At 69.6% G+C, this 13,243-nt stretch carries 13 protein-coding genes and 1 tRNA gene; 4 read left to right on the forward strand and 10 right to left on the reverse strand.

What is annotated here, in order from left to right:
• The gene (gene wblA / locus ACGFYN_RS20710) at positions 1 to 339 is read right to left on the reverse strand and encodes a transcriptional regulator WblA (RefSeq protein WP_037783411.1); all 339 of its coding nucleotides are present in this window, start codon (positions 337 to 339) and stop codon (positions 1 to 3) included.
• A gap of 408 nt (positions 340 to 747) precedes the next feature.
• Here wblA and ACGFYN_RS20715 point away from each other — a divergent pair, with 408 nt between their 5' ends.
• Positions 748 to 3,042, forward strand: coding sequence for a transglycosylase domain-containing protein (locus ACGFYN_RS20715; RefSeq protein ID WP_393867278.1), 2,295 nt, complete (start codon positions 748 to 750; stop codon positions 3,040 to 3,042).
• A 157-nt stretch (positions 3,043 to 3,199) separates the two neighbouring features.
• Here ACGFYN_RS20715 and ACGFYN_RS20720 read toward each other — a convergent pair whose 3' ends face one another.
• Complete coding sequence (locus ACGFYN_RS20720; RefSeq protein WP_393867279.1) at positions 3,200 to 3,667, reverse strand: GatB/YqeY domain-containing protein; 468 nt, start codon at positions 3,665 to 3,667, stop codon at positions 3,200 to 3,202.
• A 94-nt stretch (positions 3,668 to 3,761) separates the two neighbouring features.
• On the opposite strand from ACGFYN_RS20720, the gene ACGFYN_RS20725 reads away from it, so the two are divergent.
• From ACGFYN_RS20725 to ACGFYN_RS20735, 3 genes are all read left to right on the forward strand, one after another.
• Positions 3,762 to 4,688, forward strand: coding sequence for a metallophosphoesterase (locus tag ACGFYN_RS20725; RefSeq protein WP_393867280.1), 927 nt, complete (start codon positions 3,762 to 3,764; stop codon positions 4,686 to 4,688).
• Positions 4,689 to 4,796: 108 nt separating this feature from the next.
• Positions 4,797 to 5,582 carry a Pr6Pr family membrane protein gene (locus tag ACGFYN_RS20730; RefSeq protein WP_393867281.1) on the forward strand — a complete coding sequence of 262 codons (786 nt, stop codon included), beginning with the start codon at positions 4,797 to 4,799 and terminating at the stop codon, positions 5,580 to 5,582.
• A gap of 34 nt (positions 5,583 to 5,616) precedes the next feature.
• Positions 5,617 to 5,690: transfer RNA gene (locus ACGFYN_RS20735), tRNA-Pro, on the forward strand.
• A 117-nt stretch (positions 5,691 to 5,807) separates the two neighbouring features.
• Here the strand turns inward: ACGFYN_RS20735 and ACGFYN_RS20740 are convergent.
• The 8 genes from ACGFYN_RS20740 to ACGFYN_RS20775 all read right to left on the reverse strand — a co-directional run bounded on the left by ACGFYN_RS20740 (position 5,808) and on the right by ACGFYN_RS20775 (position 13,239).
• Positions 5,808 to 7,319: a LacI family DNA-binding transcriptional regulator gene (locus ACGFYN_RS20740; RefSeq protein ID WP_393867410.1), complete on the reverse strand. Its 1,512-nt coding sequence runs from the start codon at positions 7,317 to 7,319 to the stop codon at positions 5,808 to 5,810.
• Positions 7,320 to 7,850: 531 nt separating this feature from the next.
• Positions 7,851 to 9,116, reverse strand: a complete 1,266-nt coding sequence (locus ACGFYN_RS20745; RefSeq protein WP_393867282.1) for a DUF3631 domain-containing protein — start codon at positions 9,114 to 9,116, stop codon at positions 7,851 to 7,853.
• Positions 9,117 to 9,471: 355 nt separating this feature from the next.
• A complete protein-coding gene (locus tag ACGFYN_RS20750; RefSeq protein ID WP_393867283.1) occupies positions 9,472 to 10,386 on the reverse strand; it encodes a bifunctional DNA primase/polymerase in 915 nt (304 codons plus the stop codon).
• A gap of 88 nt (positions 10,387 to 10,474) precedes the next feature.
• A complete protein-coding gene (locus ACGFYN_RS20755) occupies positions 10,475 to 11,917 on the reverse strand; it encodes a DNA cytosine methyltransferase (protein WP_393867284.1) in 1,443 nt (480 codons plus the stop codon).
• Positions 11,918 to 12,003: 86 nt separating this feature from the next.
• Positions 12,004 to 12,459, reverse strand: coding sequence for a single-stranded DNA-binding protein (ssb, locus tag ACGFYN_RS20760; protein ID WP_393867285.1), 456 nt, complete (start codon positions 12,457 to 12,459; stop codon positions 12,004 to 12,006).
• 23 nt (positions 12,460 to 12,482) lie between these two features.
• Entirely contained in the window at positions 12,483 to 12,908 is a 426-nt protein-coding gene (locus ACGFYN_RS20765) for a MazG-like family protein (protein ID WP_393867286.1), read from the reverse strand.
• Positions 12,905 to 13,054 carry a hypothetical protein gene (locus ACGFYN_RS20770; RefSeq protein ID WP_393867287.1) on the reverse strand — a complete coding sequence of 50 codons (150 nt, stop codon included), beginning with the start codon at positions 13,052 to 13,054 and terminating at the stop codon, positions 12,905 to 12,907. The genes ACGFYN_RS20765 and ACGFYN_RS20770 overlap by 4 nt, the downstream gene beginning before the upstream one ends.
• Positions 13,054 to 13,239, reverse strand: a complete 186-nt coding sequence (locus ACGFYN_RS20775) for a hypothetical protein (RefSeq protein WP_393867288.1) — start codon at positions 13,237 to 13,239, stop codon at positions 13,054 to 13,056. Before ACGFYN_RS20775 ends, ACGFYN_RS20770 begins: the two co-directional genes overlap by 1 nt.
• Between the last annotated feature and the right edge of the window lie 4 nt (positions 13,240 to 13,243).

Genomic DNA, 13,243 nt, shown 5'->3' on the forward strand with positions numbered 1-13,243 from the left:
TCAGCTCACCGCCGCGTAGTTCTCGTACACCTGGTCGTCGTCGAGCGGCAGGATGCCCACTCCGCGCTCGTACTCCAGACGAGCCGTCTCAAGGAGCCGGCGCCAGGAGGTCACGGTGGGCCGCCTGCGCAGCAGTGCGCGGCGCTCCCGCTCCGTCATGCCTCCCCACACGCCGAACTCGACGCGGTTGTCCAGCGCATCAGCCAGGCATTCCGTGCGTACCGGACATCCGGTGCACACCGCCTTGGCCCTGTTCTGCGCCGCTCCCTGCACGAACAGTTCATCCGGATCGGTAGTGCGGCAGGCGGCCTGCGCACTCCAGTCGGTTACCCAGCCCATACCGGCGCCGTCCTCTCCCGAATCGAGGCTCCCCCACGGCGGCAGCGGCATATTCACCGCTGCCAGTTGAGGACGTTACGGAAGGCGGGCACAGCGCAACACCCCCTTCGGGCCCAATCTTGAATGGCCCGAACGGACTATGCGTAAGCGGCAGATCACCCGGGGGAGTGAGCTGGTGACATGCGTGACCTTCCCGGCAAACCGGGACAGTTCTGTTGGGTCACAACGGGCGCCAACTGACACACGAGGCGGATTCGGACACGGCCCCACCAAAAAAGTCGGGGAACCTCCGGAACGATTCGGGGTCGCCGGACGTATTGATACGTGGCCCCACTGCTGTGACAGTTGAGAGCAGCTTAGGCCAAGGCATATACGCGTGTCCGGCGAATGAGAACGTAGGCTGCCCCCATGCCAAAGAAGCGCTCGGGCGGTGGTCTGTCGCCAACGCAGCAGGCCGCCAAGTTCCTCGGTGTCAGTGTGCTCGCCGGTGCCGTGCTGGCCGGCATCGCGCTGCCCGCCGTCGGCGCCCTCGGACTCACGGCCAAGGGATCGGTGGAGAGCTTCGACGAGCTGCCGGCCAACCTCAAGACGCCGCCGCTGAGTCAGCGCACCTCCATCCTCGACGCCGAAGGCGGCCAGATCGCCACCGTCTACTCGCGTGACCGCACGGTGGTGAACCTCAAGGACATCTCGCCGTACATGCAGAAGGCGATCGTCGCGATCGAGGACTCGCGCTACTACCAGCACGGCGCGGTCGACCTCAAAGGCATCCTGCGCGCGCTGAACAAGAACGCGCAGAGCGGCGGCGTCTCCCAGGGCGCCTCCACCCTCACCCAGCAGTACGTGAAGAACGTCTTCGTGGAGGAGGCCGGCGACGACCCGACGAAGGTCGCCCAGGCCACCCAGCAGACCCTCGGCCGCAAGATCAAGGAGCTGAAGTACGCGATCCAGGTCGAGGAGGAGCTCGGCAAGAAGAAGATCCTCGAGAACTACCTGAACATCACGTTCTTCGGTGAGCAGGCCTACGGCGTCGAGGCGGCCGCCGAGCGCTACTTCTCCAAGCACGCCAAGGACCTCAACCTCCAGGAGTCGGCGCTCCTCGCGGGCATCGTCCAGTCGCCGACCCGGTACGACCCGGTCAACGACGAGGCGGAGGCCACCAAGCGCCGCAACACCGTGCTGCAGCGCATGGCCGACATGGGCGACATCTCGCAGGCGGAGGCCGACAAGGCCGGGAAGACGCCGCTGGGCCTCAACCCCAGCAAGCCCAAGAACGGCTGCATCACCGCGGTCAAGGGCGCCGGCTTCTTCTGCGACTACGTGCGCGAGGTGTTCCTGAACGACCCGGTCTTCGGCAAGACCAAGGAGGCCCGGGCGAAGGTCTGGAACCAGGGCGGTCTGACGATCCGTACGACGCTCGACCCGCAGGCCCAGGAGTCGGCCCAGGCGTCGATCAAGGACCACGTCTACAAGAGCGACGACGTGGCCACCGCCGCCACCATCGTCGAGCCCGGCACCGGCCGCATCCTCGCGATGGGCCAGTCCCGGCCCTACGGCTTCCGCAAGCACGAGACGCAGATCAACCTGTCCGTGGACCAGAGCGCGGGCGGCGGCGCGGGCTACCAGACCGGTTCGACGTTCAAGCCGATCGTGGCCGCGGCGGCGCTTGAGGGCGGCACGCCGGCGACACAGTCGTACTCCTCGCCGTACGCGATGGCCTATCCGAGCCCGGTGTCGATCTGTGACGGCAAGGAGTGGCGCACCGATCCGAACAACCCGGCCAAGCTGACGAACGAGAACACCGAGGAGCACGGCCCGTACAGCATGAAGCAGGCGACCGCGAAGTCGGTCAACACCTACTACGTGCAGCTGATCAGCGACATCGGCATCTGCCCGGTCGTCGACATGGCCAAGAAGATGGGCGTCGAGCGCGCGGACGGCGGCAAGATGCAGCAGGCGCCCTCCATCGCGCTCGGCACCCAGGAGATGTCCCCGCTGACGATGGCGAACGCTTACGCGACCTTCGCCTCGCGCGGCATGTACTGCACGCCGGTCGCCATCGAGTCCATCACCCAGACCGTCGGCAGCCAGAAGAAGTCGCTGGCGGTGCCGAAGTCGACCTGCTCGCGCGCGATGTCGGAGAAGACCGCCGACACGGTGAGCACGCTCCTGAAGGGCGTGGTCGAGGACGGCACGGGTCAGCAGGCGGGCCTCGGCAGCCGCCCGAGCGCGGGCAAGACCGGTACGACGGACAACCGCTACGCGGCCTGGTTCGTCGGCTACACCCCGAACATGGCGGGCGCGGTCTGGGTCGGCGACCCCACGCACAAGCGGCGGATGGTCAACATCAGCATCGGCGGCACCTGGAACGCCAAGGTCTACGGCGGTCAGGTCCCGGGCCCCATCTGGCGCGACATGATGAGCGGCGCCCTGGACGGCAAGCCCGTGGAGGACTTCAACCTCGTCGACATCCCCGACGGCGACAAGGGCAAGGGCCACGGCCACGGCCACGACGACGGGAACAACGGCGACAACGGCGGCAACGCCAACGGCGGCCTCCTCGGCGGCCTGACCGACGGCGGCACCGACGGCGGCAACACGGACGGCGGCACCTTCCCGACGCCCACCTTCTCCATCCCGTCCAACCTGTTCCAGGGCCAGAACGGCGGCAACGCGAACGGCAACGGAGGGCGCCGCGGCTGACGCCGTGAGCCTGCCCGCCGTGAGCGGATCCGCCCTGAGCGGATCCGCCGCGGACTGATCCGCCGCGGACTGAGACAGAGACGGCCCCTGACCGTCGTACGAGAGTGATCTCGCTACGACGGTCAGGGGCCGTTTCCCGTACGGCTTCCCCGGCGGATCAGCCCGCCAGCAGCTTCTTCACCGCCGCGGCGACACGGCCGCCCTCGGCCAGGCCCGCCACCTTCGGGTTCACGATCTTCATGACGGCACCCATCGCGCGGGGTCCCTCGGCGCCGGCCGCCCTGGCCTCCTCGACGGCCTGGGCGACGATCCGCTCCAGCTCCTCGTCTCCGAGCTGCTTGGGCAGGTACGTGGCGAGCAGCTCGCCCTCCGCCTTCTCCCGCTCCGCGCTCTCCGGCCGGCCACCCTGCGCGAAGGCGTCGGCCGCCTCACGGCGCTTCTTCGCCTCCTTGGTGATCACCTTCAGCACCTCGTCGTCGGAGAGCTCGCGCTTCTCCTTGCCCGCGACCTCCTCCTTGGTGATCGCGGCGAGCGTCAGCCGGAGCGTCGAGGAGCGCAGCTCGTCGCGCTCCTTGATCGCGGCGTTGAGGTCTTCCTGCAGCTTCGACTTGAGCGTGGTGGTCATGGCACCGATTGTCGCAGGTGCGCAAGGCCCGATGCCCGTGGATTTAAGGGGCGGTGGGGCTCGGGAGGGCCCGCGGGTCTGACACGATGGATGTATGCGCGCTCGATACGGAGTACCTCTGGGAATCGCGGCGGCCGGCGCCGCCGGTGTGGTGTACGCGGCGGGTTTCGAGGCCCGCTCCTTCCGGCTGCGACGGGTGACGGTCCCCGTCCTGCCCGCGGGAATGCAGCCTCTGCGCATCCTCCAGGTCTCCGACATCCACATGGTCGGCGGGCAGCACAAGAAGCAGCGCTGGCTGCGCTCGCTTGCCGGCCTGCGCCCCGACTTCGTGATCAACACCGGCGACAACCTGTCCGACCCCGAGGGCGTGCCGGAGGTCCTGGACGCGCTGGGCCCGCTGATGGAGTTCCCGGGGGCGTACGTCTTCGGCTCGAACGACTACTACGGCCCCAGGTTCCGCAACCCGGCCCGCTACCTGCTGGAGAAGACCCAGCGGCGGCACGGCCTGAACGGCAACCCGCCGGTCGTCGGCGCGATCCACAACCCGTGGGAGGACCTGCGGGACGGCTTCGACGCGGCGGGCTGGCTGAACCTGACGAACACACGCGGCACGCTCAAGGTCGAGGGCGTCTCCGTCGAGCTCACGGGCCTGGACGACCCGCACATCAAGCGCGACCGCTACCTCCAGGTGGCCGGCGGCCCCTCCGGCGCGGCCGACTTCTCGATGGGCGTGGTGCACGCGCCGTACCTGCGCGTGCTGGACTCCTTCGCGGCGGACGCGTACCCGCTGATCCTCGCGGGCCACACGCACGGCGGGCAGCTCTGCATCCCCTTCTACGGCGCCCTCGTCACCAACTGCGACCTGGACACGGAGCGGGTGAAGGGCCTGTCGACGCACTCGGCGGAGGGCCGCACGTCCTATCTCCACGTGTCAGCCGGCTGCGGCACGAACCGCTACACGCCGGTGCGCTTCGCGTGCCCGCCGGAGGCGTCGCTGCTGACGCTGGTGAGCCGGGACTGAGGCCCCGGAGGGCTGAGTTGACGAGGGCGGGCCGGGGGTAACCCGCGCGGCCCACCCGCCTGGCCCACCCGCGTGGCCGCATATGCCCCTTTTGCCTAACTTGAGGGCATGACCGCCCCGATACCCAGGGACCTCCCGGACCTTCCCGCCCTCTCCGGGGTCCCCCCGCTGCTGCCCTCCGCCGTCCCCGCCTCCGCGGTGGTGACTCCCGTACGCCGTCCCCTCGCCGCCGTCTACCGCCTTCTGGTCGCCCTGGCGGCAGCGGCGGGCGTCACCATCGATCTGCTCCTCGGCAGCCCCGTCCGGGTCCTGAGCTACTTCACGATCCAGAGCAACATCCTCCTGGCCGTGGTCTTCGCCCTCTCGGCCCGCCGCGCCTGGGCGGCCCGCCGTCCGCTCCCCTCGGCGTGGACCGGCGCGACGCTGCTCTACATCATCATCACCGGGCTGGTGTACCACCTGCTCCTGGCCGGCGCCTCGCCCAGGTTCGCCATGACGGGCACCACGACGGCCCTGACCGGCTGGCAGTGGATCAGCAACCAGATCCTGCACACGGTGGTCCCGATCGCCGCCCTGCTGGACTGGCTCCTGCTGACACCCCGCGGCGGCCTCCACCTCCGCCAGGCGGCGACATGGCTGCTCTACCCGCTGGCCTACCTGCTGTTCTCCTTCGCGAGGGGCGAGCTGATCCTGCCCGGAACACCCGGCCGCTACCTCTACCCCTTCCTGGACGTCGACCTGCACAGCTACAAGAACGTCCTCGCCAACGCCCTCCTGCTCGGCCTCGCCTTCTACGGCCTCGCGGTCCTCCTGGTCGCCCTCGACCACGCCCGCCCCAACCCGGTCCGCACCCGCCGCAAAACCGGATTTCGTCTCCAGCCACCCGTGGGCTAAAGTAAACGACGTCGCCGCGAGCAGTGGCGACGATCGGGGTGTAGCGCAGCTTGGCAGCGCGCTTCGTTCGGGACGAAGAGGTCGTGGGTTCAAATCCCGCCACCCCGACAGCTGAAACACCAGGTCAGGGCCGGTTTCCCTCCACGGGAAATCGGCCCTGATTCGTTCTACAGGGTCCCCGGGGAGTGAATGGGGAGTGGATCAAGGAAATCGACTCCCCGAACGTCACGCTAGACGCGCTCTCAGTAGCGCATCAAGCGCGTGGACCGGTGACCGCGGGCGCATGGCAGACCGAGCGGCCAACGCCTCCTCCCACTGCTCGGTCAGTTCGTCCATGAGCCGGTTCCTCATCCGCGACGTGATGTGCGAGTAGCGGGCTTGCACGGAGCCATCCTCATGTCCCATGCGTTCGTCCATGAGTTTCGGTGGGGTCCCGAGCTCCTCCATGACCGTCTTGTGGGAGTGCCTGAGCCCGTGCGGAGTGAGACCTCGCGCGATCGGCAGCCAGCATGCGTCGGCACGGCCCGAGGCATTCCGGCCCCGCGCTGGCACCCCAGGCCAAGGGTGCGCCATCACGGGGACAGGGCGCGCCTCCTGCGGGGCCTTCTTCGGATACCACCCCGTCGTGGCCGGATGGAACAGCCAGGTCGCGAAACCGGTACGGCGCCAGTGCGCGGCCGTCTCTCCCGACTTGCCCGCACGGACGTAGCCGAGTTCCGCGATGGCTGTCTCCACCCTGATCCGTGTCCGCTCCGCGACCGTGTCCGGCCGGTTCAGGACGTTCGAGACGGTTGCTGCGGAGACCTCGGCGCGGCGGGCGACGTCGACCAGCTTGGCGCCGACGTGCCGGGCAGCGCCGTTGGCGGGACCGTGGCCGCGAAACACGTAGGCGTGCTCGTGGCACGGGCAGGGTGCCGATTGGGTCCGGGCGATATGGCTTGCGACCAAGCCAGACAGCCACTTCGGCGTGTCGATGGTCCGGTAGGAGTCGTCCTTGGGCGGGCAGCGCTCGAACTCCCCCGAGTCGAGCTCGTATAGCTGCCACTCCACGCGCACGGAGGTGGGGCGGACGAACTTGCGCTCCAGGCCGACGATTTCGCCCCATCGCATGCCGGTGTAACCCTTCAGGACCACGGCCACAAACTCGTCATCGCGGCCGGACAATAGCGAGGCCCGTTCGGCTGTCAGGAGGATGCCGAGAGCGTCGGTCACCACCTTCTCGGGGCCCCGGTTCCGGGAGCGGCCGGCGCGCTTGCCTCGGCCGCGCCGTTTGGTGGCCGGGTTGGAGTCGCGAAGCCCTTCGTCCACGGCGTCCGCGAGGATGAGGTGCAGGGTGCCGTGCCAAGTCTTCACGCTGGACGGGGCGTAGAGCTTTCGCTCCCTCTTTTCCCAGGCACCAACGTCCGTGGGCTGAATGTCGGCGATGGCCTTGCTCTCGAACGCCGGGAGGAGATGTTCCTCGATGTGCCGCTTGTAGTTCTGCATGGTCGATGCGGCCAACTCCTGTGCCGCATACCAGCGGTTCACGTACTCGCCGAAGGTCTCCTTCCCGGCATTCGGGTCGCGATAGCCGACCTCTCGGACCTTGGCCTCCGCATCGTTCGCTGCCTTCGCGGCCTCGCGCTTGGTGGCGAATCGGATCGTGGCGCCATTGGCGTCCACCACGGTGCGGAGCACACCAGGTGCAATCCAGTACCGGCCTCGGTAGTAATCGGCACGCTTCTCGCCGTAGCCCATGGTTACCTCTCGCAACAAGCGAGGGGTGGAGACCATCGCTTGCCTCCACCCCTCGTGATCAGCTGTTCTGTCAGGCGGCATTCCGTGCGCGACGCGGACGGCGCGCACGGAGACTCGCCACCGGCCGTACCGGCTGCGCCGCAGTGCGGCGCCGGGGCACTGCTTCGCCCTCGATGGCAGTTGCCGGGCTGGGCCGCTCTTCGAGAATGTGGAAGATCTCTCGAACGTGATCGCTGGTAAAGCGGTACCCGCCACCGCTCCTCAGGAAGGGGATGCGCCGTCGGCGGACTTGTTCCTTCACCCACCACTCCGAGCACCCCAGTGACGTCGCTACCTCCGCCGCTGAATAGCTCAGGGGAAGTCCACTCTCCTTCGGCACCTTCGTGACTCCTCTCTGCCTTCTGGGGAATCCGCAACATCCGCCACGCCGCAACATTGCTGGTCAGCGGCTTGAATTTGTGGCGGATGCCGTTTCTGTTGCGGATAGGTCCCGCCACGCGGGGCGCGTGGCGGGACCGAGGGTGGGCAGCGTCAGCCGACGCTGCGGAGGGTGCGTGTGTCGGTTTCGGCGAACATGTGGCGGCTCTCGGACGGGCCTTCCGCCACAAGTTCACCCCCGCTGACCTGCGTTGTTGCGGATGTGGCGGATGTTGCGGACTTCTGGGGGTCCGGGGGGCAGTAGCGGGCCCAGGCGTCGCTGAGGTCTTCCGCGTAGTAGCCCTTGGGGGTCGTCGCACCGACCCGGATCCCACGGGGCTTGATGGGGCTGTTGTCGGGTCGCACGTACTGGCTCAGGAGCTTGGACAGGGCACGTGCGGTGAGCGGCTTGCTGCTCTGTCCGTCCTCGCTCATGTCGGCCCATGGGGCGTCGTCCAGGTTGAGGAGGACTTCCAGGATGGCCGCGGTGGGCATCCGGTCCACTCCGCAGAACACCTTGTCGCGCAGGTCGGTCAGCAGGCGTACCCCGAGGGATGCCTGATCGCCCTCGGACGCGGCCTTGATGAGCGCCACGCACGCTGCGCGGGCCCGCTCGGGCCAGTGCCCGCCGGCCGCGTCCGCGACCGCGAGCAGGGGCTCCCACACGTCGGCTGGCCGGTCCGTGACGCCCTCGGGCATCTCCGGCCACGCGGCGGCGACCTGGTCGTGCAGGGTGGCCGTCCAGTCGGCGAGCCGGTCCCGTAGGGCGTGGCCCTGCTTCTCGTGGATGCGCCGCCGGTAGGGCTCGCACTTCTCGTTGGGCGCCTTCTTGCGCATGCGGACGATGACCGACCTGGTCAGGATCGTGTCGGGCAGCGAGCCGAGTCCGGCCATGGCGACCGCGCAGAACGACGGAAGGAACGCGGCTTTCTGGTCCGATCCCTCGCCGATGCAGCGCAGTGACTTGGCACCGCGCCGGTAGCCGGAGTTGAGGAATCCGCGGACTTCCTCGTTTCCGCCGGCCTTGGGCCCGAATACGGTGTCGATCTCGTCGAAGAGGAGGGTGGGTGTGCCCTCGTCTGCGGAGACGAGCCGGAACAGGGCGTTGGCGGAGGCGTTGACGGTGGTCGCCGCGCGCGGCGTGAGGGTCTCGATGATTTCCAGGGCTCGCGACTTTCCAGAGCCGGGTTCGGGGCTGAGGAACGCGATGCGGGCGGTGCCATCGAGCGCGTCCATCAGGTGCGCATGCGCGTCCCACAGGGTGACGGCGGTGTAGGCGTGTTCGGTGGGGAAGACGTTGAAGCGGCGGTGGAACGCTTCGACCTCATCGAGCAGGGCCGCGCCGTCGATGGACGGCTCGGGCGTCGTGGTGCTGGTCATGCGGCGTTCCTCCTTTCCTGGGTGGTGCGGAGCGGGCAGACGTCGCGGTGCGTTGCGTGGTCGGCGATCAGTGCATGCACCTTGGGGTGGCCGACCGCGCTGCGGTTTCTGCCGCACAGGCACGTCGACGTGGCGGTCGGGGTGGCACCGCGCGGCGCGCAGATGGTGAGCCAGGCCACGGGGAACCGGCCGTCACCGCTGGCCGGGCCGGTGGGGTGCTGGTCGGGGGGAAGGGATGAAAGGACGGCCTGTCGGCCGTCGTTCTTCGTGCCACGGCCGGTGTCCCCGTTGGCCGCTGACAGGCGCGGACGGCCGGGTGTGGGCGGGTGAGGCGTTTCAGGGGCGGGGCGGGGGTTCACGCGGCCTCCCGTGGCCGGCAGGTGCGAATCGACCAGTCCAGGGCACTGCGGATGGTGCTGCGGCACTCGGTCGGGGACAGTCCGGCCGCCTCGCCCGCCGCCTGAAACGCCTCCTCGACCGCGTCTCGGGGGATCTCGCCCCAGGCGACGAACCTGCCCAGGGCGCGGGCGCCCGCCAGCAGCCTGTTGTTCCGGCCGCCTTCCGAGGCGCCGCACACGGCGGCCGTCTCGCGTTCCAGCGCCACCATGGCGCGGCGGGTGGCCTGTCCCGGGATCAGAAGCGGGGCGGGTGCCGCCTGGCGCGTGGGCGGGTTCTGGAGGTGGGACAGCAGCCAGAACGGCAGGGCGGTCACAGGCGCCGCGTCGGCCACCATGTAGGCGCCCTGTGGGGTGGTGCTGCCCGCGGCGACGACGTTGCCGCCCCACGCGCGGGTGTCCACGCAGGGCGCCACAGTGCGCGCAGTGTTCTGCAGGCGGACGTCCGGCGGGGCGGTGAAGTAGAGGTGCATGCCGCCGGAGGGCGTCCGCACCATGTAGGTAGTCGGCCAGGACTCTCCGGCGCGCTCGCAGAGCGCCATAAAGGACGTCGCGCCGCCAGGCGCGGCCGAACTGCCCTTCTGCTCTTCCTCCTTGGGCACGTCCAGGTCGACGACGACCAGACCCGAGGGCCCGGGCGCGATGCCGACGTTGAACGCGCCCGTAGACCATGCGCCGCGGATGCGGTCGGGGTCGGTGGTGGCGCGCTGTTCCCACTTCACGTGCCCGCCGGCGCATTCACCGGTGCGGGGGCAGGCCCGTTCGCCGTGCAGGGCTGAGCCCTTGCCGCCGGGCCGGAGCGGATGGACGCACCAGCCGCGTGCGGCGGCTTGCAGCGCTGCGGCCAGCAGCGCGGCGGGGTTGGGTTGGGGCATGCTGGAGGTCTCCAGTTTCTGTTGGAAGTGGCTGGAAGACCGGGGCGGGCGCGAATCTTTGGCGAGAGGACGCCCGCCCCGGGCGTCTTTACCGGCCGTGGGCGAGGGGGAGTTCCTCGCCGGTGACGGCTTCGGTGACCATGGCGATCAGGTCGCGGGCGGCGGGCGGGGTGACGGCGTTGCCGAGCATGAGCACCTTGGTGCGCTTGCTGGTGGCGATCAGCCGGTAGGTGTCGGGGAAGGCCATGGCGGCGGCGTACTCGTGCGGCTCGAGCATGCGGAAGCCGCATTCGTCCACGCTGGCCACGGTGCCGCCGTACAGGGCGCCGTGCCGGTCCACCGTGGTCACCGTCGGCAGCGGTCGGGTGGCGGGGCGGGCGGTGCCGTTGCCGTAGTAGGGCACCACCAGGTCGGGGGCGGTGACGATGCCGTGGTGGTTGCCGCCCGCCGTGACCGTGGCCAGCGGCCTGGTGATGGCGCGGTGGGAGGAGCCCCCGCCCCTGAGTTCGACCATGTACGGCGGCAGCGCGAGCCCGGTTTCATTGCGGGTGGTCACCGTGCGCAGGGGCGCCGCGACCGGGGCGGCCTTCTTGCCGTCGCGGCCCTCCACCGGCACCGCGAGCGGTGCGGCGAACGCGGTGAACCCGGCGCGGATGCGGCGCATGGTGTCGGCCGCGAGCGCTTCGCTGCCCGTGCGTTCCCCGATCAGTGGAGCGGGCAGCGTCCAGTCGATGACCTCGGCGGCAGGTCGCACGGCCGGCTCGACCACCTGGTTGCGGCACTCCACGCGCGGGCAGCGCCACAGGTATTGGGCACGTGCGCCGTAGCGGCCCCACGGGCGGGTGGGGCTGCACATCTTCGTCTGCTTCCACCCCTGGATGGCCCGGATGCGGCCGTGGGTAGGGCAGTCGGCCTGCGGGCGGGTCCACTTGTCGAAGTTCGGCATGCGGTCGCCCTTACGCCACAGCACCACGTACATGCGGTCGCGGGACTGCGGGGCCGCGCTCCCGTAGGCGGCGGCGTGCATGGAGTTCATCCACACGATGCGGTGCTCGTAGCCCCAGGCGTGCAGGGTGCGCAGCCAGGCGTCGAACACCGCGCCCGGGGCTTCCTTGGGGCCCCACCAGTAGGCGTCCACCACGTTCTCCACGACGATGGCCCGGTAGCGGTGCACCTCGGCAAAGCGGGGCACGTCGTGCATGGTGGCGCGGGAGCGGATGGCGGCTTCGTCCACGCCGGATGTGGCGAACAGGCCGTCGGTGTGTTCGCCGTGGCCGCGTCGGCGTCCCTTGGCGATGGAGTGGTTGGTGCACTCCGGGGAGGCCCACAGGATGTCGGTGGCGGGGTAGCGGCGTGGCTCGACCTGGGAGAGGTCGGCGCAGTCGTGGTCGGTGTCGGGGTGGTTGGCCTGGTGGGTGTCGATGGCGTGCCGCGCGTGGTTGGCGGCCATCCGCACGCTCAAACCGGGCACTGTGAGGGCGCCGGTGGACGATCCACCGGCGCCGCAGAACAGATCGGTCAGGGTCAGCAACTCAAGGCTCCGGTTTCTGTTGGAAGTGGCTGGAGGACCGGGGCGGGCGCGAATTCTTGGCGAGAGGACGCCCGCCCCGGGCGGGTCTAGAAGGGCGGTTCGTTGCCCGCTGCGGCGGGCTGGTTGTCCCCGGTGTTCCACGTGTCGCCGGCCGGGGCGGCGCCGTTGCTGCTGGTGCGCTTGGCGTTGATCGTGATGGTGGTGAAGCGCAGGGAGGCGCCGATCTCGTCGACCTCGACGGCGAGCATGCTGCGGTTGTCGCCCTCCGGGGTCTGCCAGTCGTGCTGCCGGATGCGACCGGAGAGCACCACCCGGGAGCCCTTGGCGAGGGATTCGGCGACGTGTTCGGCGAGTGCGCGCCAGGCGGCGCAGCGGAAGAACGTGGACGTGCCGTCCGTCCACTGGTTGGCCTCGCGGTCGAAGGTGCGCGGGGTGGAGGCGACGGTGAACTTGGCCAGGGCCTGGCCGGAGGCGGTGAACTTCAGTTCCGGGTCGGCGGTCAGGTTGCCGATGATGGTGATCGGGGTCTCTCCGAAGGACATGGTCACTCGCTTTCGGGTCCGGTCTAGGCGTCGGGGTGGTCGGCGCAGTTGCAGTCCTGGGCCGGCCATTGGCAGTTGGGGCATCGGCCGGCGGCGATCAGTGCCGCGCGGCAGGCCTGTGTGCCGTCCTGCGAGGCCGCAACTTCCAGTCGCCGGGCGGCGGCGTGCAGCTTGGCGTCCAGCACGGCGGGTGGGTGGGTGGTGAAGGAGTGCAGGGCGACGGCGGCGGCGATGATGACGTCGCACAGTTCGTCGGCGACGTCCGCCGCGGTGTGGGTGGTGCCCTTGCGGGGGTTCTGACCGGTGGCGCCGATGTAGGCGGCGGACGCCTCGCCCGCCTCCTCTACGACTTTGATCAGGCGCATCGCCGTTTCGTGCTGGCCGGTGCCGTTGGCCGCATTGAGGGCGGCGGTGATGCGGGCGGTGACCGGCCACAGGACGGCGCTCATGCGGCCTCCGTGTCGGCGGCCAGGTCGTCGACCTGCAAGAGCAGGTTGCCGAGCTGGCGGGTGATCTCGCGGCTGTAGGACTCCGGTAACCCGTCGTTGTCCCAGCTCAGTTCGACGGTGACGATCTCGTCCGGGTCGATGTCCATCAGGGTTCCTTGGGTGTGTCGACGTTGGAGGGGTCGGGCCGGTGGGCGGCGGTGACGTACAGGCGGGTGCGCTTGCTGTCACGGGTGGGGTACTGGCGTGCCGGGCCGGTGTTGAACGCGGTGGCCAGGGTCTGGCGGACGCGGTCGGCGTCGTCCGGCGCGCAGATGATGCGGATCTCGAACACGGCG

The sequence above is a fragment of the Streptomyces sp. NPDC048419 genome (genome assembly GCF_043200415.1).
Taxonomy (GTDB): Bacteria; Actinomycetota; Actinomycetes; order Streptomycetales; family Streptomycetaceae; genus Streptomyces.